This window comes from Candidatus Palauibacter sp., from assembly GCF_965216145.1.
In the GTDB taxonomy this organism is placed as follows: Bacteria; Gemmatimonadota; Gemmatimonadetes; order Palauibacterales; family Palauibacteraceae; genus Palauibacter.
In genome coordinates, this window is record NZ_OZ244149.1 from 3460270 (window position 1) to 3480313 (window position 20044).

General features: G+C 70.6%; 28 protein-coding genes. 4 read left to right on the forward strand and 24 right to left on the reverse strand.

Annotated features, from left to right (window positions below; genetic code table 11):
* Positions 1–15 precede the first annotated feature (15 nt).
* Together ACOOHF_RS14860 and ACOOHF_RS14865 are read right to left on the reverse strand one after the other, a co-directional pair.
* On the reverse strand, positions 16–639 hold the full coding sequence (locus tag ACOOHF_RS14860; protein WP_420464383.1) for an NADH-quinone oxidoreductase subunit B: 624 nt from the start codon (positions 637–639) through the stop codon (positions 16–18).
* 127 nt (positions 640–766) lie between these two features.
* Positions 767–1123, reverse strand: a complete 357-nt coding sequence (locus ACOOHF_RS14865; RefSeq protein ID WP_419935606.1) for an NADH-quinone oxidoreductase subunit A — start codon at positions 1121–1123, stop codon at positions 767–769.
* A 190-nt stretch (positions 1124–1313) separates the two neighbouring features.
* Here ACOOHF_RS14865 and ACOOHF_RS14870 point away from each other — a divergent pair, with 190 nt between their 5' ends.
* Both ACOOHF_RS14870 and ACOOHF_RS14875 read left to right on the forward strand, forming a co-directional pair.
* The gene (locus tag ACOOHF_RS14870) at positions 1314–1457 is read left to right on the forward strand and encodes a hypothetical protein (protein ID WP_420462251.1); all 144 of its coding nucleotides are present in this window, start codon (positions 1314–1316) and stop codon (positions 1455–1457) included.
* Positions 1454–2335 (forward strand): alpha/beta fold hydrolase, encoded by an 882-nt coding sequence (locus ACOOHF_RS14875; RefSeq protein ID WP_420462252.1) that lies wholly within the window; start codon positions 1454–1456, stop codon positions 2333–2335. The genes ACOOHF_RS14870 and ACOOHF_RS14875 overlap by 4 nt, the downstream gene beginning before the upstream one ends.
* Here the strand turns inward: ACOOHF_RS14875 and dcd are convergent.
* The 8 genes from dcd to ACOOHF_RS14915 all read right to left on the reverse strand — a co-directional run bounded on the left by dcd (position 2316) and on the right by ACOOHF_RS14915 (position 5947).
* Complete coding sequence (gene dcd / locus ACOOHF_RS14880; protein ID WP_420462253.1) at positions 2316–2870, reverse strand: dCTP deaminase; 555 nt, start codon at positions 2868–2870, stop codon at positions 2316–2318. The genes ACOOHF_RS14875 and dcd overlap by 20 nt on opposite strands.
* Positions 2871–2886: 16 nt before the next feature.
* Positions 2887–3210, reverse strand: a complete 324-nt coding sequence (locus tag ACOOHF_RS14885; RefSeq protein ID WP_420462254.1) for a DUF423 domain-containing protein — start codon at positions 3208–3210, stop codon at positions 2887–2889.
* 62 nt (positions 3211–3272) lie between these two features.
* The gene (locus ACOOHF_RS14890) at positions 3273–3509 is read right to left on the reverse strand and encodes a hypothetical protein (RefSeq protein WP_420462255.1); all 237 of its coding nucleotides are present in this window, start codon (positions 3507–3509) and stop codon (positions 3273–3275) included.
* 43 nt (positions 3510–3552) lie between these two features.
* Positions 3553–4533 (reverse strand): GTP 3',8-cyclase MoaA, encoded by a 981-nt coding sequence (gene moaA, locus ACOOHF_RS14895; protein ID WP_420462256.1) that lies wholly within the window; start codon positions 4531–4533, stop codon positions 3553–3555.
* 136 nt (positions 4534–4669) lie between these two features.
* Positions 4670–4798, reverse strand: coding sequence for a hypothetical protein (locus ACOOHF_RS14900; protein WP_420462257.1), 129 nt, complete (start codon positions 4796–4798; stop codon positions 4670–4672).
* A gap of 107 nt (positions 4799–4905) precedes the next feature.
* A complete protein-coding gene (locus ACOOHF_RS14905) occupies positions 4906–5421 on the reverse strand; it encodes a molybdenum cofactor biosynthesis protein MoaE (protein WP_420462258.1) in 516 nt (171 codons plus the stop codon).
* Between the two features lie 2 nt (positions 5422–5423).
* Positions 5424–5678, reverse strand: a complete 255-nt coding sequence (locus ACOOHF_RS14910; protein ID WP_420462259.1) for a MoaD/ThiS family protein — start codon at positions 5676–5678, stop codon at positions 5424–5426.
* Complete coding sequence (locus tag ACOOHF_RS14915) at positions 5675–5947, reverse strand: hypothetical protein (RefSeq protein ID WP_419935616.1); 273 nt, start codon at positions 5945–5947, stop codon at positions 5675–5677. The genes ACOOHF_RS14910 and ACOOHF_RS14915 overlap by 4 nt, the downstream gene beginning before the upstream one ends.
* Before the next feature lie 109 nt (positions 5948–6056).
* On the opposite strand from ACOOHF_RS14915, the gene ACOOHF_RS14920 reads away from it, so the two are divergent.
* Positions 6057–7229, forward strand: a complete 1173-nt coding sequence (locus ACOOHF_RS14920; protein WP_420462260.1) for a pyridoxal phosphate-dependent aminotransferase — start codon at positions 6057–6059, stop codon at positions 7227–7229.
* Between the two features lie 34 nt (positions 7230–7263).
* Here ACOOHF_RS14920 and ACOOHF_RS14925 read toward each other — a convergent pair whose 3' ends face one another.
* Positions 7264–7563: an HU family DNA-binding protein gene (locus tag ACOOHF_RS14925; protein WP_420462261.1), complete on the reverse strand. Its 300-nt coding sequence runs from the start codon at positions 7561–7563 to the stop codon at positions 7264–7266.
* A 116-nt stretch (positions 7564–7679) separates the two neighbouring features.
* Positions 7680–8816, reverse strand: a complete 1137-nt coding sequence (carA, locus tag ACOOHF_RS14930; RefSeq protein ID WP_420462262.1) for a glutamine-hydrolyzing carbamoyl-phosphate synthase small subunit — start codon at positions 8814–8816, stop codon at positions 7680–7682.
* A gap of 92 nt (positions 8817–8908) precedes the next feature.
* Between carA and ACOOHF_RS14935 the strand changes: the two genes are divergently transcribed.
* Positions 8909–9595, forward strand: a complete 687-nt coding sequence (locus tag ACOOHF_RS14935; RefSeq protein WP_420462263.1) for a ribonuclease H family protein — start codon at positions 8909–8911, stop codon at positions 9593–9595.
* Here the strand turns inward: ACOOHF_RS14935 and secG are convergent.
* The 12 genes from secG to coaBC are packed head-to-tail and all read right to left on the reverse strand — an operon-like array spanning position 9549 to position 20038.
* Positions 9549–9986, reverse strand: coding sequence for a preprotein translocase subunit SecG (secG, locus tag ACOOHF_RS14940; protein WP_419935621.1), 438 nt, complete (start codon positions 9984–9986; stop codon positions 9549–9551). The genes ACOOHF_RS14935 and secG overlap by 47 nt on opposite strands.
* Positions 9987–10030: 44 nt before the next feature.
* On the reverse strand, positions 10031–10795 hold the full coding sequence (gene tpiA / locus ACOOHF_RS14945) for a triose-phosphate isomerase (RefSeq protein WP_420462264.1): 765 nt from the start codon (positions 10793–10795) through the stop codon (positions 10031–10033).
* Between the two features lie 44 nt (positions 10796–10839).
* Positions 10840–12027 carry a phosphoglycerate kinase gene (locus tag ACOOHF_RS14950; RefSeq protein ID WP_420462265.1) on the reverse strand — a complete coding sequence of 396 codons (1188 nt, stop codon included), beginning with the start codon at positions 12025–12027 and terminating at the stop codon, positions 10840–10842.
* A 19-nt stretch (positions 12028–12046) separates the two neighbouring features.
* Positions 12047–13075, reverse strand: coding sequence for a type I glyceraldehyde-3-phosphate dehydrogenase (gap, locus tag ACOOHF_RS14955; RefSeq protein ID WP_419935624.1), 1029 nt, complete (start codon positions 13073–13075; stop codon positions 12047–12049).
* Between the two features lie 22 nt (positions 13076–13097).
* A complete protein-coding gene (locus tag ACOOHF_RS14960) occupies positions 13098–13913 on the reverse strand; it encodes a ComF family protein (protein ID WP_420462266.1) in 816 nt (271 codons plus the stop codon).
* A complete protein-coding gene (locus ACOOHF_RS14965) occupies positions 13910–14755 on the reverse strand; it encodes a shikimate dehydrogenase family protein (RefSeq protein ID WP_420462267.1) in 846 nt (281 codons plus the stop codon). Before ACOOHF_RS14965 ends, ACOOHF_RS14960 begins: the two co-directional genes overlap by 4 nt.
* Positions 14752–15231, reverse strand: a complete 480-nt coding sequence (locus ACOOHF_RS14970; RefSeq protein WP_420462268.1) for a low molecular weight phosphatase family protein — start codon at positions 15229–15231, stop codon at positions 14752–14754. The genes ACOOHF_RS14965 and ACOOHF_RS14970 overlap by 4 nt, the downstream gene beginning before the upstream one ends.
* Positions 15228–15953: an L-threonylcarbamoyladenylate synthase gene (locus ACOOHF_RS14975; protein WP_420462269.1), complete on the reverse strand. Its 726-nt coding sequence runs from the start codon at positions 15951–15953 to the stop codon at positions 15228–15230. Before ACOOHF_RS14975 ends, ACOOHF_RS14970 begins: the two co-directional genes overlap by 4 nt.
* 15 nt (positions 15954–15968) lie before the next feature.
* On the reverse strand, positions 15969–16670 hold the full coding sequence (ispD, locus tag ACOOHF_RS14980; protein WP_420462270.1) for a 2-C-methyl-D-erythritol 4-phosphate cytidylyltransferase: 702 nt from the start codon (positions 16668–16670) through the stop codon (positions 15969–15971).
* A complete protein-coding gene (gene dnaB / locus ACOOHF_RS14985) occupies positions 16670–18055 on the reverse strand; it encodes a replicative DNA helicase (RefSeq protein WP_420462271.1) in 1386 nt (461 codons plus the stop codon). The genes ispD and dnaB overlap by 1 nt, the downstream gene beginning before the upstream one ends.
* Positions 18048–18836, reverse strand: a complete 789-nt coding sequence (locus ACOOHF_RS14990) for a uracil-DNA glycosylase (protein WP_420462272.1) — start codon at positions 18834–18836, stop codon at positions 18048–18050. The genes dnaB and ACOOHF_RS14990 overlap by 8 nt, the downstream gene beginning before the upstream one ends.
* Positions 18833–20038 (reverse strand): bifunctional phosphopantothenoylcysteine decarboxylase/phosphopantothenate--cysteine ligase CoaBC, encoded by a 1206-nt coding sequence (coaBC, locus tag ACOOHF_RS14995; protein ID WP_420462273.1) that lies wholly within the window; start codon positions 20036–20038, stop codon positions 18833–18835. The genes ACOOHF_RS14990 and coaBC overlap by 4 nt, the downstream gene beginning before the upstream one ends.
* Between the last annotated feature and the right edge of the window lie 6 nt (positions 20039–20044).

Below are 20044 nucleotides of genomic sequence, written 5' to 3' on the forward strand. Positions count from 1 at the left end.
GGGCGGGCGCTCCGATCAATCCCGGTGTTCGAGCCGGCGTTCGCGCCGGTCGCGCGACCGAGCCACCGCGGAGGTCGGCCCGAGCCCGCTCATGCGGTTCTGGTTCGTCGAGTTGCCGAAGGGCTGGGCCACGAGTTCGATCGTCTCGGGCGGCAGGTTCGGCTGGCCCACCGCCGCAACCGCTTCGTCCCGCGGGCGGGGGTCGGCCAGCGATTCTCCCTTGATCTTCTCCTGGATCATGAGGAGGCCGTAGATGAGGCCTTCAGGACGGGGCGGACACCCGGGTACGTAGACGTCGACGGGGATGATCGTATCGATTCCCTGCACGATCGTGTAGTTGTCGAACATTCCGCCGGAACTCGCGCAGGCGCCCATCGACACGCACCACTTGGGCTGCGGCATCTGGTCCCACACGCGGCGCAGCACCGGCGCCAACTTGTAGGTGACCCTTCCCGCGACGATCATCAGATCCGCCTGCCTGGGGCTGAACGACATGCGCTCCATCCCGAAGCGTCCGATGTCGTACTTGCTCGCGGCGGAAGCCATCATCTCGATCGCGCAGCACGCCGTGCCGAACGGCATCGGCCACAGCGAGTTCCGCCGTGCCCAGTTGACGACGTAGTCCAGCTGCGTCGTCATCCAGTTGCGCGGGATCCCGGTATCGAGCCGGCTCTCCTCCGGGTGCGCGCCAGGGGGCAGCGTATCGAGCGTCCTCATCCGGTCTCTCTCCTCGCCGCCGTGCGCAGTCCCCTGTTCAGCTCCGTGCTCAATCCCACTCGAGCGCCCCCTTCTTCCACGCGTACACGAGGCCGACGCCGAGAACGGCGAGGAAGGCGGTCATCTCCAGGAACCCGACCATCCCCAGTTCCCGGAAGATCACGGCCCACGGAATCAGGAAGAGCGTCTCGATGTCGAGGACGATGAAGAGCATCGCCACGATGTAGAAGTTGACCGAGAACCGCTCTCGCGTGCTTCCGAGGGGAGGGATCCCCGATTCGTAGGGGCTCGCCTTCACCGGCGTCGGGCGCCGGGAGCCCACGAGGTGCGATACGCCCATCATCGCGGCCGCGTTCAGCACGCCGACCAATCCGAGGATCAGGATGCCGAGATATGGGTCGAGCAAGGGGGTGCGCTCCTCTCGTGCGAGCTTGTGAATTTCTTCACTTTCCCGCGCCGCGAAGGTATCGCGGAGGGGTAGGCCCGGCAAGCGCGAACGGGAGCCCGGAACGGCGCCCGTTCGACGGTTTGCGGGCGCGTCAGAGGAGGGCTTACGCTCTCCATGGGCTCGGGCCGAAATCGTGCGGAGAAGAAGTATGAACCCGGACATCGCAGTCATCCTGTTCGCGGTGGATATCGTCGTTCTCGGCCTCCTGCTGGTCGCAGCTGTTGTGTCCGTGGTCTGGCCGGAAAGGCGGATCTGGCCTCCCCCTCAGCGGAGGATCCCGCGGTTTCTGTGAGTCCCGGGCCGACCGCAGCCGACCGCCCCGGTCAGGAGACCTGTCTCGTCCGGGACATCGCGATCGGCGATGGTACGGTGCGGGTAACGATCCTCGGTGAGGGGCGCCCCGTCCTCTTCCTGCACGGGATCAGCGCCCACGGCCGCGCGTGGCGCTCGGTCGCGGAGGCCTTCGTCGCGGAGCATCCCGGCTGGATGTGCTGGCTCCCCGACCTGCTGGGCCGGGGGGCGTCCGAGGCGTCTCCCGGGCTGTCCTACACCCTCGACGACGAAGTACGCCGGCTGCGAGAGATCATCCGCGCACTCGCTCTGGACGGCGGGGCGCCGCGGCTGGTCGCCGGCCACTCGCAGGGCGCCGCCGCGGCGCTGGCGCTCGCCGGCGTCGAGCCGTCCGTCCGCGGGCTGCTGCTCGCGAATCCGGTCACGGCGGACATCCGCCGTCCCCTCGTGCTCCGGGCGTTGCGCTCGTCAGGGGTGCGACGGGCCGCAGGACACGCATTCGCGCCGCTGCACGGGCAGATCGGCCGTCTGGTGCTGAGGCGCGCGGGCGGTCCCGCGTTCAGGGCTCCCCCGGCCCTCGTGGAGGCGTACGCCCGACCGTGGGCGGATCCGGTGCGCGCGCGCACGCTCATGCGCATCCTGTCCGACTGGCGGCCGGCCGATCTGGAGCGCCGCATGCCCGATCGACCTCTCGCGGCGCACGTCGTGACGGGAGCACACGACCCGAGGATCCCGGTCGTCGCGGCCCGCCGTCTGGCCGTGCGCCTCGGGTGCGGCATCACGGTGTCCCCGGATGGCGGGCACGTCCTCACCGAGCAGCACCCCCGCATGCTCGCCCGCCTGCTCGCCGGGCTGGCCGCTACAGTTTCGGCGGCGTGACCCCGGTCTGGCCCTGGTACTTACCGGCCTTGTCCGCGTAGCTCACCTCGCACACTTCGTCCGACTCGAAGAAGAGCACCTGCGCGATCCCCTCGTTCGCGTACACCCGGGCGGGAAGCGGCGTCGTGTTCGAGATCTCCAGCGTCACGTGCCCCTCCCACTCCGGCTCGAAGGGCGTCACGTTCACGATGAGGCCGCAGCGGGCGTAGGTGCTCTTCCCGACGCAGATCGTGAGCACTTGTCGGGGGATCCTGAAGTACTCGATCGAGCGCGCGAGCGCGAAGGAGTTCGGGGGGATGATGCAGACGTCCCCGCTGAACTCGAGGAACGAACGCTCATCGAACGCCTTGGGGTCGACCACCGGGAAGAGCGCATTGTGGAAGATCCGGAACTCGTCGGCCACCCGCATGTCGTAGCCGTAGCTGCTCACGCCATAGGAGATGACGCCATCGCGGACCTGGCGGTCGGCGAACGGCTCGATCATCCCGTGTTCGCGGGCCATGCGGCGGATCCAGCCGTCGCTCTTGATCGACATCGGACCTCTCGGGTTGTCAGGTGCGCGTGAATGCGATCCAGGACGCCCAGCCCCAGGCGGCGATGAGCGCCGCGCCGCCGATCGGCGTGATCGCACCCAGCCACCCGACTCCGGACAGGGCGAGGGCGTAGAGGCTACCGCTGAACACGGCCACGCCGCTCAGCATGAGGACCGCGGGGCCCTGCCAGCCGGCGCCGGGCCAGCGCGCGGCCGCCAGGCCGAGCAGGGCCAGGCCGAGCGCGTGCAACATGTGCATGCGGGCCGCCGTCTCGAAGACGGCAAGGGCGTCCGCCGCCAGGCGGTCCTCGAGGGTGTGCGCCCCGAAGGCGCTCGCGACCACCCCCAAGCCGGCGAGCAGGAAAGCGAAGCCGAGGAGACGGCGGTGCCGCGAACCGGCGGCGATCAGTCGAACAACGAGGGAGCGCGGGTTCGCCGCGTGGCCTCGTCGACGATGGCTTCCATGATCCGGTCCCAGCGTTCCGGGCTGATTTGGGCCAGCGTCTCTTCGAGGAGCGCCACCAGTTCGCGGCCCTCCGCGCGGCCCAGGAGGGCCCCGCCGTCCCCCTCCTCCAGCTGCTCGCGCAGCCGCGTGGCGCGCTCCGTGAGGTCCCGGTGCCGAAGGCGCTCCTCGTAGTTCATGCGACGCCCTCCGCACCCGCGAGTCGCACGTCGGCCCGGCGCATCAGCCGCCCACCTGGCTCAGCGCGGCGAGCCCCCCGCTTCCGGCCGCCGTACCCAGCTCCAGATAGTGACGCTTCGGCTTGCCGGCGAGCGCCCGCGCTACCGCAGCCTCGATGCTGCCCGTCTCGCGCAGCGGCCCCTTGAGGTCCACTTCGTGATCCCCGAACAGGCACGTGCGCAGCTTGCCGTCGGCCGTGAGCCGCATCCGGTTGCACCGCTCGCAGTAGTTGTGGGACAAGGGAGTGATCACACCCACCGTTCCCGCGCCGTCCGGGAAGCGGTAGTACACCGCGGGTCCATTGCCGCGCGGCCCCGGGTCGGGCAGCAACTGGCCGATGCCGCGGATCCGTTCCAGCACCTCGTCGCTGGATATGAACCGGTCGGTCAGATGAAGGTTCTCCCCTACCGGCATCAGCTCGATGAAGCGAACGTGCCACGGGCGCTCGCGGGTGATGGCGGCGAAGTCGGCCACCTCGTGGTCGTTGAGCCCCCGCATGATGACGCAGTTGATCTTGATCGGCGCGAACCCCGCCTCCTCGGCGGCGCGGATCCCCGTCATCGTCTCGTCGAAGCGCCGCGCCGGGCGCCGGGCGATCTCGACGAAGCGATCGCGGTCGAGCGTGTCGAGGCTGATGTTCACCCGGTGCACGCCCGCCTCTCGCAGCGCCTCCGCGAACCGCGGCAGCAGGATTGCGTTCGTGGAGAGCGAGATGTCGTTGATGCCGGGCACCGCGGCGATCATCCGGACGAGGTCCGGGAGGTCCTTGCGGACCAGAGGTTCTCCGCCGGTGATGCGGACCCGTTCCAGGCCGATATCCGCCATCTGGCGAACGATTTCCTGGATCTCCTCGTACGCGAGCATCTCCGGCTTCGGGATCCAGGCGAGCCCCTCCTCCGGCATGCAGTACGTGCAGCGGAGGTTGCACCGGTCGGTGACCGAGATGCGAAGATACTGGATGCGACGGCCGAACTGGTCTCTCATGGCACCGAAAATGAACGCAGGTTCCCTCTCACCGACAGTCCCGGGGATCCGGGATCGGCGGTTCGAGGTTCGGGGTTGGGGACTGCGGGAGGAGAGAGGGGGCGGCCGGAAGCGGCCGTCCCCCCGGAGGTGGCGGCTAGGCCTCGGCCGTGACCGCGTCCTCCATCCCCATCATCATGTTGTCATCGTCATCGCCACAGTCCCCGGCGAAGGAGACGGTCGCGATCAAGCAGACGACCAACACGTTCCGAACCATCTTAAACATAGCTTCCTCCTCGAATTGGATGTCGGGGCCGAAGGTCCCTTACCCTCGGATACCGCCGGCCATCCGTGACCAATCCTTCGGTTCCTGACCGTGAGTCGAAGATCGGCTCACGGCGCGACCCGCCGTTCCCCCGTCGAGGATCGGTCTTCCGCGACCGACGCCCCGGCCTGCGGGGCACCGACCCAGTGCGAGTCGCCGTCCCGATAGTGTTCGTGTTTCCACACAGGCAGTTTAGCCTTGAGGGTTTCCATAATCCAGCGTGAGGCCGGGTAGCACGCGTCGCGGTGCCCTGCCGCGACCCCGATCGCCACGCTCACCTCCCTCAGACCCAGTTCGCCGACGCGATGTGCCGCGAACACCGCCCCGATGTCGAATCGTTCGAGCGCCTCGTGACAGATGGCCGACAGTTCGCGCTCCGCCATCTCTCCGTAGGCCTCATACGTGAGACTCGCGACGGCGCGCCCTCGGTTCGTCTCGCGCACCCTCCCCTGGAATAAAAGGACCGCGCCATCCGCCTCGGTGCCCAACTCCGCGAAGGGCTCGAATCCGTCCAGACTTTCCCTCGTGATCCAGGTCCGCACCCGGCCGTCCGCCGCTCCCGGGCCCTCGTCCGCGCGCGGCACCGTCAGCCTCCCGCCACGGGAGGAATGAGGGCGACTTCGTCCCCGTTCGCCAGCCGCGTGCCGGACGCCGCGTAGCGCTGGTTGACCGCGACGACGACGCGCTCGGGGAGCCACTCCAGCCCCCCCGGTCCCCGCAGGGCCTCCACGAGGTCCGCCACCGTACTGTCGTCCGCGAGTTCGGCGGAGCCCTCCCGGCGGGCGGCCAGTTCCCCGTACACGCCGAAGAAAAGCGTGCGCACCGAAATCCGCCCGGTCACGAACGCCCCGCCAGGGCGATGTAGGTGAGGAGTCGCGGCACGATCCCTTCCTCCCGCAGCGTGGTGACCCGCACGCGGGTCGAGTCCGGCGCTTGCGGGTCCGCGAAGGCCGCGACGGAGAGGTTGCCGCGGAACGTGCAGAACGTGATGTGCGTGTCGCTCTCGGTGTCGATCCAGGCGTCGGCCATGCGGTTCGCACCGAGGAAGAAATCCCGCGCCGCGGCGAGTACATCGCCCGGCGCCAGGGCGCTGGCGGTCTCTGTTGTCATCGGTTCTCCCGGCGTACCATCATCCTGCGGTGAAGAATAGGGCCCCGCCCCATCGCTCTCAAATCTCTCGAACAAACTCGTCGACACCTTCGGTAAAGGCCGTTCCATCGTGCTCCACACGGAATTCTCGTCCAACGTCGCGCACCTCGAGGCGTCGGCCACGCTGGCGCTGGCCGCGCGCGCCCGCAAGCTGAAGGCGGAAGGCGTGCCCGTGATCGACCTTTCGGCCGGCGAACCCCAATACCCGGCCCCCCGGTTCGCGGCCCGCGCCGGGATACGGGCAGTGGAGGCGGGGAAGACGGGCTATCCGCCCACGCTCGGCCTCCCCGAACTGCGAGAGGCGATCGCGCGCTATCTGAGCGAAACGACGACGGCCGGGGAAGTGGACCCGGGTTCGGTGATCGTGGGCGCCGGCGTGAAGCAGTCGCTCTTCAACTGTTGCTACGCTCTCTTCGGAGCGGGCGACGAGGTCCTCATGCCCTCGCCCTATTGGCCCAGCTACCCGGCGATCGTGCGGCTCGCCGGGGCGGATCCGGTCGTCGTGGAGACCGGGTGGGATGCCGGATTCCTCCCCTCCGTGGCAGACCTCGAGGCCGCGCGCACTGGGCGCACCCGCGGGCTCCTGCTGAACAGTCCCGGCAACCCGACGGGCGCCGTGATCCCCCGCGGTCTTCTGCGCGACATCCTGCGCTGGGCGGAACGGCACGGGATCTGGGTGCTCTCCGACGAGATCTACCGGCGACTCGCGTACGGACAGCCGTCGCCGTCTGTCTTCGATATCACGGAGCGGGGCGAGCGGACGGTTCTCCTCGACGGAATGTCGAAGGCGTTCTGCATGCCGGGATTCCGGATCGGCTACGCCGTGGGGCCGCACGAACTCATCCGGAAGATGTCGGACCTGCAGGGACAAACGACCTCCGGGGCAGTGGGGCCGTCCCAGTACGCCGCCGCAGCAGCCCTCGGCGAGAGCGGCGCGCGCGAGGCGTTCATCACCAATCTTCTGTCGAGGCTCACCGGCCTGCGGAAGCTCGGGCTGGCGGGGTTCGCGGAGATCGACTCGATCGAGGCCATGCCGCCGGACGGCGCGCTCTACTTCTACGGTCGCCTCACGGATCCGAGCTCGACATCGCTCGACATCGCCGAGCGGCTGCTCGTGGATGCCTCCGTCGCCTGCATGCCCGGCGAGCCCTTCGGCTCTCCGGGGCACCTCCGGTTCAACTTCGCGGTCGAGAGAGAAGTCCTCGAGAAGGGGCTGGCCCGGATCGCCGACTTCTTCGCGTAAGGGGCCGGCGCCAGCGAAGGCGCCGACCGCGCGCTCAGCCCCGGCCCTCGTGACTCGCGGCGACCTCTTCCCGCAGCAGACGCGATGGCTTGAACACGGGCACTCTTCGTTCCGGGACGCGCACCGGTTCACCGGTGCGCGGGTTGCGTGCCATCCGCGTCCGGCGCTCCCGGACCTTGAACGTGCCGAAGCCCCGAATCTCGATGTGCCGACCGTCGATGACGGCACCCTTGATCGCGTTCAGGAACGCGTTCACAACTGCCGCACAGTCCTTCTTCGTGACGCCGGGCCCGATCGCCTCGTGCACCTGTTCGATGAGATCCGCCTTCGTCATCTCCGCCTCCTCCGAGCGTTCGCAGCGCACCAGATATCGAGTTCGCTCCGGGCAGGAGCGATGATCGCCACTCATAGAAGGAGCTTCGATGAACGTAGAGAACGCGACGCCGACGTTCAACGTGTTGTCGCGACTGTCCTTTCCCGCATGGTCTCGACAAAGCGGGTGAACAGGTACCGGCTGTCGTGCGGACCGGGCGCCGATTCCGGGTGGTATTGGACCGCGAACACCGGCCGCTCGCGATGCACGAGCCCCTCGACCGTGCCGTCGTTGAGATTCCGGTGCGTCACCTCCAGGCCGTCGGCGCCCTCGATGCGCCCGTCCTTCTCCAGGACCGCGAAACCGTGATTCTGGGAGGTGATCTCCACGGCGCCCGTCGCATAGTTCAGGACCGGATGGTTCCCTCCCCGGTGTCCGTACGGAAGCTTGTAGTTCCTCGCCCCGAACGCCCGCGCGATGAGCTGGTGTCCGAGACAGATCCCGAACAGGGGGATTCCCGCGTCGCTCAGAGCCCGGATCCTGTCGACCGCCCCCGGGACGGCCTCGGGATCACCCGGGCCGTTGGAGAGGAAGACGCCGTTCGGCCGCGCGTCCAGGAGTTCGTTCACCCCGGTTTCGCAGGGGACGACGCGCACCCGGTATCCCTCGCGCAGGAAGAGGTCGAGGCTTCGGGTCTTGACGCCGTAGTCGAGACACAGCACGAGGCCGCGGACCTCGACGTCAGGGGACGGGTCGAGTTCGTAGGGCTCCGGGGTCGACACGGCCGTCGCGAGATCGCGTCCCGACATTTCGGGTTCCGCGGCGAGTCGCTCCGCGGCCCGGCCCGGCTCGATCCCGTCGTGCGCCAGGACCGCCCGCATGGCGCCCGCGTCCCTGATGTGGCGGGTAAGGGCCCGCGTGTCCGCTCCAATGAGGGTCGGGATGCCGTGTGAAGCGAGGTATTCCGGGAGCGTGGCGTCGGCCGGCCCCGAGCCGACCTCCCGCGAGAGGTGTCGTACGATGAACCCCGCCACCCACGGCCGCCGAGACTGCACGTCGGGGTCGCGGATGCCGTAGACTCCCTGCATGGGCGCGGTCATCACGACGATCTGCGCGGCGAAGGAGGGATCGGTGAGGACCTCGTGATAGCCCGTCATCACGGTCGTGAAGACGGCTTCGCCGGCCGTCTCCGTCTCGGGCCCCATGTAGGTGCCGTCGAACCGGCGGCCGTCCTCCAGCAGGAGGTATCCGGGGCGTGCTTGCCTGTCGCTCACGTGCGCGTCCAATGTGGCGTTCGCATGTGCGGGGGATCGGGCACCGGCCCGCCGCCCGCGCGTATCCGAAATCCGAAGTGAGGGGAGGCGCGGTGAAACCCGACTCCGAGCCCGCTCCGAGGGGGGGGGCCGAGGATCCGCTGGTCCATATCTTCGCCGACGAATCGTGCCTCGGCAACCAGTTCGAAGAACGTGCGAGTCCCGGCGCCGCGGCGGGGCTGATCGAGCGCTTCGACGAGCGTCGGGGCTGGCACCGGCGCGACTTCGCCCACTTCGACCCCGACACGACGAACAACCGGATGGCCATCGTCTCCGGGATCGTCGGCCTCTGCGCGCTGAAGCGGCCCTGCCGGCTCGTGTTCACGAGCGACAGCCAGTACCTGGTGCGCGGGATGAAGGAATGGGTGCACAACTGGGCGCGGCGCGGCTGGCGGCGGAAGGGCGGACCGATCGAGAACCTCGAGCTGTGGCGGGAACTCGCGCGGGCCGCCGCGCGACACCGGGTGGAATGGCGCTGGACGAAGGGGCACGCGGAGGATGTGAAGAACGCCTATGCGGACCGGCTAGCCAACACGGCGGCCCGGGAACGCCGCGGCACCGACGGGCTGGTTCCCTCCGGCTTCGAGGCCTGGCTGGCCGAGGCGCAGGAGAGGAAACAGTTCCTGGACTTCCTCGACGTGCCCGACTCGGCCTTCGAGGCGGATCCCCGGCCGCCCCCCGTCCAGAGCCCCGCTACGGGCCGGGGTTCCCGCTTCCGGACCCGGGATCCTCTTCCGTAGCCGGCTCCTCCCCTCCCTCCGGCGGCGCACCCTCGTCGGCGGGCGCTGCGGCGTCCCCCAGGTCGGGCGGCGCCTCCAGCAGGGAGGACGGCGCCTCCAGCAGGCTCTGCCCGGCCGGCGTCCCCTGGCGCAGGATCGACTCCGGGGACGCGTTCGGCCGGGCCGAGAGCACGGCCAGCACGAGCGCGAGGAAGAGGAATCCCCCTCCGCCGTACCAGCTCATCCTGGTCAGCGCGTTGGCGGCCTGCCGACCCCCCATGAAGGAGTCCGTCGAGGACGAGGCGCCGCCGAATGACGCGGCGAGCCCACCCCCCTTCGCCGCCTGGATCAGGATGATGATGCAGAGGAGGAGCGCGATCAGCGAAATCAATACGACCAGGAACGTAAACATCTGAGTAAGTTAGAGCCGGCGCGGGCGCGGGGCCAGTTTCGCGGTCATGCGCCGGCCCCGCAGATCGCGGCCCAGCTGTCGGGATCGAGGCTGGCGCCGCCGACGAGGACGCCGTCCACGCCCGGGGCCGCGAGCAGTTGCCCGATGTTGGCCGGTTTGACGCTCCCGCCGTAGAGGATCACGGATCGCGGCGGGTCGCAGCCCTCGAACCCCGAGAGACGGGCGCGCACGATGCCGTGCGCCTCGGCCGCATCCGCGGGGCTCGCCGTACGCCCGGTCCCGATCGCCCACACCGGCTCGTACGCGTAGACGAGACGGGCGCGGCCCTCGGCGTGCAGCGCGAACAGCGCCGCGCGAATCTGCGTCTCGATCACGGCCTCCAGTCTTCCCGCCTCCCGCTCTTCGAGCGTTTCGCCCACGCAGAGGACGGGGCGCAGACCCGCGTCGAGGAGGCGCCGCAGCTTGCCCGCGACCATCGCGTCGGTGTCTCCGAACTCGCGGCGGCGCTCCGAGTGGCCCGCCAGCCCCCACGTCGCGCCGGTCGCGGGCACCATGGCGGCCGAGATCGCGCCCGTGTAGGCACCCTCGACCTCCGTGTGCACGTCCTGCACGCCGAACCGGAGATCGGGCCGGCCGGCCCTCGCCTCGGCGAATGCCGGCAGGCTGATGGCGGGGGGAAACACCACTACCGTCGCGTCGTCGCGCGGCGCGTGGCGCTCCCTGAACCGCTCCATGAACGCCGCGGTCTCGGCGGGGCCATGGCACATCTTCCAGTTCGCGGCGAACACGGGCGTGCGGGGCTCGCTCAAGAGGCACTCCTTTCTCGTTTCAAGCTCGCGCTTCAGCTCGCGGGTCACGCGTCGGCGAGGGCGTCGAGCCCGGGCAACCGTCCGCTCGCCAGGTACTCGAGCGCGGCTCCGCCCCCGGTGCAGATGTGCGAGACGCGGTCCATGAGGCCGGCCCGCCGCACGGCCGCCGCCGAGTCGCCGCCGCCCACCACGGAGAAGGCGCCGGCGGCAGTGATCTCCGCCGCGGCCTCCGCGATGGCGAACGTCCCCGCCGCGAAACGCGGGTCCTCGAACCGCCCCATGGGTCCGTTCCAGAAGAGCGAGGCGCAACCCCGGATCTCTTCCGCGTACCGTGCCCGCGAGGCCGGACCGATATCCAGCGCGGCCATCCCCTGACCGATCGCCTCCACCCCCACGTCCGCGATCGATCCGCCGGGATCCGCCGGCCACTCTGTGACCGTCACGTCGACCGGCAGCCGGATCTTGTCCGGACTCGCGGCCAGGATCGAGCGGGCGAGTTCCAGGGCGGCCTCCTCGACGAGCGACGCCCCGGTCTCCACCCCCTGCGCCCGCAGGAAGGTGTTCGCCATGGCGCCGCCGACAAGGATACCGTCGGCGCGCTCCAGAAACCCGCGCATGAGATCGATCTTGTCACCGATCTTCGCTCCCCCGAACGCGACAAGGAAGGGACGCGGAGGGTCCCGGAGGGCATCGAGCGCGGCGAGCTCCCGTTCCACCAGCAGGCCGGCGGCGGCCGGGCGGAGGCGTGCCGGCACCCCGGTCGTCGACGCGTGCGCGCGGTGGAGCGTCCCGAACGCGTCGTTGACGAAGAAGTCGCCGAGGCGGGCCAGCCGCCCGGCCAGGGCGCCGTCGTTCGCCGCTTCCCCGGGCAGGAAGCGCGTGTTCTCGAGGAGGAGAACCCGGCCGGCTGCGAGCCCGCGACTCGCGCGGAGCGCCGCAGCGCCGTCGCACGGGGCGGCGAAGTCCACCTCGACGCCGAGCAGGCCGGCGAGGACCGGGGCCACCGGCGCGAGCGAGAACGCGGGGTTCGGACGCCCCCCGGGGCGGCCGAGGTGCGAGAGCAGGATCGGCCGGGCGTCGTGCCGCAGCAGCCACCGCAGCGTGGGCAGCGTGGCCTCGACTCGGGTCGCGTCGGCCACCCGGTCCGCCTCGAGCGGGACATTGTAGTCCACGCGCACGAGCGCTCGCTTCCCGGCCGGATCGGCCGGGAGATCCGCGAGGGTCCTGATCATTCGAGCGATTCGGGCCGGTTCAGGCCTCGACGGCCGCGGGCAGCCGCTCTCCGACAAAGCTCGCCAGATCCACGCAGCGGTTCGAGTAGCCCCACTCGTTGTCGTACCAGGAGATGATCTTCACGAGCGTGCCGCCCATGACCGAGGTCAACTGCGCGTCGATGATCGCGCTCGCCGGGTTCCCGGTGAAGTCGACCGACACGAGGGGCTCCTCGGTGTACTCGAGCACGCCGTCCAGAGCCCCCCCGGCCGCCGCGCGGAACGCCGCGTTCACCTCCTCCGCCGACGCTGCCCGCGATATGGTGGCCACGAGATCGACGATGGACACGTCCGGCGTCGGGACCCGCATCGCCATCCCGTCGAGCTTCCCCTGAACCTGCGGGAGGACGAGCCCCACCGCCTTGGCGGCCCCGGTCGTCGTGGGGATGATCGAGAGCGCGGCGGCGCGCGCGCGGCGCAGATCCTTGTGCTGGAGGTCGAGCAGCCGCTGTCCGTTCGTGTACGCGTGGACGGTCGTCATCAGCCCCCGCTCGAAGCCGAACTCGTCCAGCAGGACCTTGACGACCGGCGCGATGCAGTTCGTGGTACAACTCGCGTTCGAGATCACATCGTGCCGATCCGGATCGTATTCGTGGGCGTTCACGCCGAGCACGAGCGTGATGTCCGGCTCGACGCCGGGAGCGGAGATGATGACCTTCCTCGCGCCCGCCGCGATGTGCCTGGCCGCGTCTTCGCGCCGCCGGAAGATGCCGGTCGACTCGATCACGACATCGACGTCCATCTCCGACCACGGCAGATCGACGGGATCCCGCTCCGAGAGCACCCGCACCCGCTCTTCGCCGACGACGAGATCCTGCCCGTCGACGCGCACCTCACCGGCGAAGCGGCCGTGCACGGAATCGTACTTGAACAGATGGGCTAGCGTCGCCGCATCCGTGAGGTCGTTGATGGCGACGAAATCGAGGTCGCCACGCGGATTCTCGAGCGCCGCGCGCAGGATGTTCCGTCCTATGCGGCCGAAACCGTTGATTGCAACCCTCACACTCATTGGGAGTCCTCTTATGGGCGGATTACGGGCGGGAAGCCCGTGTCGGTGACGGGTCCCCGTCCAGGGGACGTAGCGTACGCGCAAAACTAACCGCCGCCACACGGCGAAATCCAGCCTCGGCGAGAGCTTCCGCGCAGGCGACCGCGGTCGCCCCGGTCGTGAGCACATCATCTACCACGATCGCCACTCCCCCCTCGGCATCGAACCCGGCCCGGGGCTGGAAGCGGCCCTGCACGTTGGCGCGCCGCAGGGCGCCGCGGAGGCCCGCCTGACGGCCCCCGCCCGGCCGCCGCTCCAGGGCCGGCCGCAGCGGTCCGAGCCCGTGCGCGACGAGGGCGCGGGCGAGTTCCTCCGCCTGGTTGAAGCCCCGCTCCCGCAACCGGGCCGGTGCGAGCGGCACGGGGACGAGGCAAGCGGCGTCCCGGGCGCCGAGCCGGTTCGCGACGGACTCCGCGGCGGCCGCCATGCTCGCGGCCATGTACGGAGCGAGCGCCACCCAGCGATCGTACTTGAGGGCGCGGACGGTCCGCGCGGCCACGCCGTTGAAGGCGAACGGCGCGTCGGCGGCGACCAGCACCTCGGGCCACGACTCGCAGGTGCCGCAGCGTACCCGCTCGCCCGCCGCGGCCGCGATGTTACCGAGCGGTTGCGCGCAGCGCGTGCAACGCGGCACGGGCAGCCGCGGTTGCCGCGAGCGGCACAGGCCGCACAGCGGCGCGCCGGCGGGCTCCACACCCCGGCGGCACCCCACGCACGCCACGGGGACCAGCGCATCGAAGGCCGCCGCGGCCGTCCGCCCGAGACGGCCGAGGGCGCTCTGCCGCGCGATCACGCTCATTCGCCGCTCCCGCGACCGGATCGCCGCCCCGCCCGCGCGTCCAGCGCCTTCAGGGCCGCGGCCCGCATCGCCTGGTGCGGCGGCGCGTGCCCGGGAAACCAGCGCTCCAGCGACAGCACCGCCTGCCCTACGAGCATCTCGAGCCCGTCCCCCGCCCGGATGCCGAGCGACCGGGCGTGGCGGACCCACCGCGTCCGTCCCGCCGCATACACGAGGTCGTACGCGAGATCGAACCGCCCCCGGTCCAGCGCGAGCGGCAGCGGATCCGCCGCCGACAGCCCGAGGCTCGTCGCGTTGAGGACGAGATCGTAGGACGCCCCCGGGTCCGGCGCCTCGACCACGCGTACCGCACGGGTCCCCGCCGCCTCCATGAGCGCGCGCGCCCGGGTGGCCGTCCGGTTGAGGATTTCGATCGAGAACGCGCCCCCCTCGAGCAGCGCATGGACGGCCCCCCGCGCCGCGCCCCCGGCCCCCAGCACGAGCACGCGCGCCCCGCTCACCTCGAAGCCGACCCGTTCGAGCGCGACGCGGAGACCGCCCACATCCGTGTTGTCGCCCTCGAGTTCCCCATCCGCCCGCCGCCACCAGCAGTTGCACGCCCCCGTCGCCCGTACGGCGCGGCTCGGCCGCGCGAGCGCCTCGGCCGCACGCAGCTTGTGCGGAAGCGTGACATTGCCTCCCGCGAGGTCCGGATCGCGCATCACCCGCCCGACATCCTCCGACGCGACCTTTCGGGCAACGTATTCCGCGTCGAGCCCCCATGCCCGGAAGGCCGCCCGATGCATGGCGGGCGAAATCGAATGGTCGACGGGGTCTCCGAGGAGCGCGTAGCGGAGCGTCACGGCCCGTCCGGCACCTGCTCCGTGTCACGGAGCCAGTCGAAGAACCCGCGCATGGCGCATGCCAGCAGCGCCCAGGTCGCCTCGTACGTCTCGAGGTCACCGCCATACGGGTCCGGTACCCCGCCGCCCGCTCGTCCGTGGCCCGGGGGGAGGAAATCGGTCATGACCCGCACGGAGGCGTCCGGAGCCCAGCGAGCGACCGCCTCGGCGTGCGACGCCTCCATCCCGACGATCGCGTCGGCCCATTCCAGCAGCTCGAGCGAAAGCTCGCGCGACCGGTGCCCCGCAAGATCGAGCCCGTGCGCCGCGGCCACCGCGACGCCGGGGCCGGAGGCGGGGTTCCCAGGGAACGCGAACGTGCCCGCCGAGCCGCAGGACACCCCCGACAGGCCGCGCGCCTCCGCCGCGGCCCTCGCGATCACCTCGGCCATCGGGCTCCGGCACGTGTTCCCCGTGCAGACGAAGAGCAGCTTCATCCCGGAGCCCCGCGGCGACCCGACCCCCTCAGGAATTGCTCGATCTCGAGCGCCGAAAGGGGGCCCTCGCGGAGCACCTCGACCGTCTCGCCGCGCATCCGCACGAGCGTCGACGGAGGCGCAGCCTCAAGGTCTCCCGCGTCCAGCCACCCGACCGGTCCGACCTGCGGCCGCATCGACGCCAGCGCATCCCGCGCTTCCCGCCGCGTCCGCGCCGGCAGTCGCCCTGTCTCGTTGAGACTTGTCGACGTCATGAGTCCCCCTGCCCGCTCGAGCAGCCGCCGCACGACGGGATGCGGGTCGACGCGCGCCGCGATCCCGGCCTCGCTCCCGTCATCCAGGACGAGCGTGAGCGGCCCTGGCCAGAAGGCATCGGCGAGCCGTCGCGCCGCACCGCTCCACCGCACGCCCGGCAGGGCTTCGTGGAGCGCCTCGCGGCTGGCCGCGAGCCGGATGAGCGGCCCCGGCGGACGCCGCTTGAGGGCCGAGATCCGCTCGTCCACCCCGCGGGCCGGGCGCCCGCCCAGCCCGTACACGGTCGACGTGGGGTGGGCCACCACGCCGCCGGCGTCGAGCAGTGCCACCGCCCGTTCAAGCGCAGCGACTCCGGCCGCCAGCGGCCTCCCCGGCCCGCGCTCCACCGCCGCCTCGGACGCTTCGGAACCCGTGCCAGTCCCTCCCCATTCGTACCAGCGCAACGCGTCGATCGCGATGTCGATCACACTCCGCCCCGGCCGCTATTTCCTGCCCGGGATCACGCCGCTCTCAACCATCCACCGAGCGACGGCGAGGTCCCTGGGCGTCGTGATCTTGAGGTTCGACGGTTCACCCTCGACCGTAGCCACCTCGATCCCGAGACGTTCGCACAGCATCGCGTCGTCCGTGAGGCTGGCCGCATCGTGCTCCGCCCACGCGGCCCCGTCCCCGAGCGCGTGGGTCCGCGCCAGCACTTCACGGGGGAACCCCTGCGGCGTCTGCACCCGCCGGAGGTCTTCGCGCGGGACCGTCTCCGCGACCCGTCCCCGGCCATCGACCCGCTTCACCGTGTCCTCGATCCCGATCACGGGAATGACCGGACCGCGCCCCGCCGATCCGATGACGCGGGAGATGAGGGCGGCCGAGGGGAAGGGCCGGGCTCCGTCGTGCACGAGGACGACCTCGATCTCCTCCGCCAGGGCGCCGACGCCGGCCCGAACCGAATCGGCCCGGGCCACGCCGCCCGGCACGACCGTCACCCCTTCCGGAAGCCAGGCGGGCCGTGCCGCCGCCCGCGCCGGCGACAGCACGACGACGACCCGCTCCACCTCCGGGTGCGCCGCGAACGCGCGCACCGACCACGCGAGCACGGGAGCACCGCCCAGGTCCACGAACTGTTTGGGTCGCTCGTCCCCGAACCGCCGGCCTCGTCCCGCCGCGACGATGACCGCCCCGACCCGCACTAGTCGGGTTCCACGCGCCTGGACACGGATTCGAACGCCGTGAAGGCCTTGTGGAAGTAGAGATCCACGCTCCCGGTCGGCCCGTTCCGCTGCTTCCCGACGATGAGTTCGGCCTTCCCCGCCAGCCCCTTCTCCTCGATCTCCTCGGGCTTGCGATGCATCTCCTCCCGGAAGATGAAGAGGACCACGTCGGCGTCCTGCTCGATAGCTCCCGATTCGCGCAGGTCCGAGAGCCGCGGGCGGTTCCCCTCGCGCTGTTCCGGTGCTCGCGACAGCTGCGAAAGCGCAAGCAGGGGCACGCCGACCTCCTTCGCGATCCCCTTGAGGGAACGGGAGATGGCGCTGATCTCCTGCTGCCGGTTCTCGGCCCTGTCGCCTCCCGACATGAGCTGCATGTAATCGAGCACGACGAGTCCCACGCCGACCTCGGCGTGCAGCCGCCGAATCTTGGCCCGAAGCTCGATGGGCGAGATGCCCGGAGTGTCGTCGATCCAGATCGGGGCCGTATTCAGGTGTCCGGCCCCGCGCGCCAGCCGCGTGAAATCGTCCGTCGACAGGCGTCCGGTCCTCACCCGGCTCGAATCCACCTTCGACTCGGCGCACAGCATCCTCTGGACGAGCGACTCGCGCGACATCTCGAGCGAGAAGATCGCGACCGGTACATCATCGTCGATCGCGGCGTGCTGGGCCATGTTCAGGGCGAACGCCGTCTTCCCCATCGAGGGACGACCGGCGAGGACGATGAGGTCCGCCGGCTGGAAGCCCGCCGTCATCCGGTCCAGCTCCGGGAACCCGGTCGGGACACCGGTGATCGAGCCCGGATTCCGCGTCAATTCATCGATCCGGTCCATCGTCGAGCGAAGGATTTCCTTGATGCGGGCGAAGCCGCCGCGTTCCTCGGCCTGCGCGATCTCGAAGATCTTCTGCTCGGCCCGGTCGAGCGTCTCGTCGACCTCGCCCGAGGGCGCCTCGTACGCCTCCTGGATGATCTCGGTGGCGCTGGAGATGAGGCGCCGGAGAATGGACTTGTCGCGCAGAATGCGGCAGTGATAGGCGACGTTGGCGGCGGTGGGCACCGCATCCACGAGCCTCGCCAGGTAGGCCATGCCGCCGACGGCCTCGAGTTCCCCCGCCGTCTTCAGTTCGTCCGAGAGTGTGACCGCGTCGATCACGTCGCCGCGGCCGTAGAGCCGCACCATGGCGCGGAAGATCCGTCGATTCCCTTCGCGGTGGAACCCGGCGTCATTGACGAGTTCGAGCGCCACGGCCACGGCATCCGCGTCGATCAGCATGGCTCCGAGGACCGAAAGCTCGGCCTCTTCGGACCAGGGGGCGCGACGTCCGTCGATGGACTCGCTCGGGAGGCTGAGTGCGGTATCAGCCAAGGCGTGCCTCACTCTCGTCGGCGCCGTCGAGCATGCGGCGCACCATCTGCAGGTCCTCCCAGGTCGGCCGGATCCAGCCCGGGTTCCTGAGGAGCGCCGCCGGGTGATACGTGACGATGACGGGATATCCCGAATACCGGTGTACGCGCCCCCTCAGCCGGCCCAGGGCCGACTTCGTCTCGAGCAGGGTGCGCGCCGCGAAGGCACCGAACGCGACGATCACGTCGGGTTGGATGAGCGCAAGTTGCCGCACGAGGTAGGGCGCGCAGGCAGCGACTTCCTCGGGGAGCGGGTCGCGGTTCCGCGGCGGACGGGATTTCAGGACGTTGCAGATGTAGACGGACGTTCGCGGGAGACCGATCGACATCAGGAGCCGGTCGAGCAGGCGGCCGGCCCGGCCCACGAAGGGACGTCCCGTCTCGTCCTCGCGCGCGCCGGGAGCCTCCCCCACGCACACGACGCGGGCCTCGGCCGCCCCCTCGCCGAACACCGCGCTCTTGCGGGTCGCGTGCAGCGGACACCGGGAACAGCTCGCCACGAGTTGCGCCAGCGCCTCCAGGTCCGGCGCCTCCGCGATCCGTGCGTTCGTGACCTCCACCGCGGCCGCGCCGCCGGGGGCAACGGAGCCTCGCGCCGGAGCGGCCCGTCCCGCGGACGCCAGCCGCCGCACGACCTCATCTCGCGTGGCGTGTTCGAGCATGAGTACGTTCCCCTCGGCGGAAAGCGTCTGCGCCAGGAACGTTCGGGCGCGCGCCCGGGCCTCCGCTGCCGGCCGGCTCACGCCTCCGCCGCCGCGATCGAAGCCTCGATCCGGTCCAGGAGCTGGTCCGCCAATTCGGTCTTCTTCGCCAGCGGCAATTCCTCCGACGCGCCCGCCCGGTCGATGAGCGTGATGCGGTTCGTGGCGGACTCGAAGCCCGCATCCGGATCGAGGGCCGAATTGACCGCCACGAGCTGCATCCCCTTGCGCTCCAGCTTCTCCCGGCCGCGGGCAATCAGGTCGTCCGTCTCGAGCGCGAAGCCGAGCGTGAAGATACGCTTCTCGGCGCGGAGTTCGCGGGTCTCCATCAACAGGTCCGGTCCCGCGCGCAGGGTGAGATCGAGTCCCCCATCCGTCTTCCTGATCTTGGAGGCGGCTTCCGCGGCCGGCTCGAAATCCCCCACGGCCGCAGCCATGAGAAGAATCTCGGCGTCCGTCAACGCGATCTCCAGCGCGGCCAGCATCTCCCGGGCCGTCTCGACCTCCACCAGCCGCGGGCCGGAGGGGCGCGGCGCGGCACCGGGCCCGCTGATCAGCGTCACATCGCCCCCTCGCCGCCACGCCGCCTCGGCGAGCGCGAACCCCATACGGCCGGAGGAACGGTTCGAGATGAAACGCACCGGATCGAGCGCGGCCCGCGTCGGACCCGCCGTCGCGACCACCTTGCGCCCCCGGAGCCCCTTCGCGGACTCCAGCTTCCGCGCGATCGCCGGCACGATCTGTTCGGGTTCGAGGAGGCGCCCCGGTCCGCTCTCTCCTTCGGCGAGCGGCCCGTCGGCCGGACCCGCGATCGTGCAGCCGAACTCGACCAGCCGCGCGACGTTCGCGCGGGTCGCCGGGTGCTCCCACATGCGCGTATTCATCGCGGGACAGACGATCACGGGAGCGCGCGCGGCCAGCACGGTCGTCGTCGCCAGATCGTCGGCGGCGCCGGCGGCGAGCCTGGAGATGAGGTCGGCGCTGGCCGGCGCGATGACGACGACGTCCGCTTCGCGCCCGAGGTCCAAGTGCGCCATCGGCCGGTCCCACAGTGACATGTGCGCGCGCCGACCCGTGATGCCTTCGAACGTCACCCGCCCGACGAAACGCTCCGCCGATTCTGTCAGGATGACGTTGACGGCGGCACCCCCTTCGATCAGCCGGCGCGCGAGAACCGCGCTCTTGTAGGCGGCGATCCCGCCGGAGACGACAAGGAGGACGCGACGACCGTCAAAAGGTCGCACCGTCGG

Excerpts from the sequence above, each read along its gene's own strand:
- ACOOHF_RS14860 (WP_420464383.1), bottom strand. The coding sequence starts at position 639 with ATGACGACGCAGCTGGACTACGTCGTCAACTGGGCACGGCGGAACTCG.
- ACOOHF_RS14870 (WP_420462251.1), top strand. The coding sequence starts at position 1,314 with ATGAACCCGGACATCGCAGTCATCCTGTTCGCGGTGGATATCGTCGTT.
- dcd (WP_420462253.1), bottom strand. The coding sequence starts at position 2,870 with ATGTCGATCAAGAGCGACGGCTGGATCCGCCGCATGGCCCGCGAACAC.
- ACOOHF_RS14890 (WP_420462255.1), bottom strand. The coding sequence starts at position 3,509 with ATGAACTACGAGGAGCGCCTTCGGCACCGGGACCTCACGGAGCGCGCC.
- moaA (WP_420462256.1), bottom strand. The coding sequence starts at position 4,533 with ATGAGAGACCAGTTCGGCCGTCGCATCCAGTATCTTCGCATCTCGGTC.
- ACOOHF_RS14900 (WP_420462257.1), bottom strand. The coding sequence starts at position 4,798 with ATGTTTAAGATGGTTCGGAACGTGTTGGTCGTCTGCTTGATCGCGACC.
- ACOOHF_RS14915 (WP_419935616.1), bottom strand. The coding sequence starts at position 5,947 with ATGACAACAGAGACCGCCAGCGCCCTGGCGCCGGGCGATGTACTCGCC.
- ACOOHF_RS14925 (WP_420462261.1), bottom strand. The coding sequence starts at position 7,563 with ATGACGAAGGCGGATCTCATCGAACAGGTGCACGAGGCGATCGGGCCC.
- secG (WP_419935621.1), bottom strand. The coding sequence starts at position 9,986 with ATGTTTACGTTCCTGGTCGTATTGATTTCGCTGATCGCGCTCCTCCTC.
- ACOOHF_RS14950 (WP_420462265.1), bottom strand. The coding sequence starts at position 12,027 with ATGATCAGGACCCTCGCGGATCTCCCGGCCGATCCGGCCGGGAAGCGA.
- gap (WP_419935624.1), bottom strand. The coding sequence starts at position 13,075 with ATGAGTGTGAGGGTTGCAATCAACGGTTTCGGCCGCATAGGACGGAAC.
- ACOOHF_RS14960 (WP_420462266.1), bottom strand. The coding sequence starts at position 13,913 with ATGAGCGTGATCGCGCGGCAGAGCGCCCTCGGCCGTCTCGGGCGGACG.
- ACOOHF_RS14970 (WP_420462268.1), bottom strand. The coding sequence starts at position 15,231 with ATGAAGCTGCTCTTCGTCTGCACGGGGAACACGTGCCGGAGCCCGATG.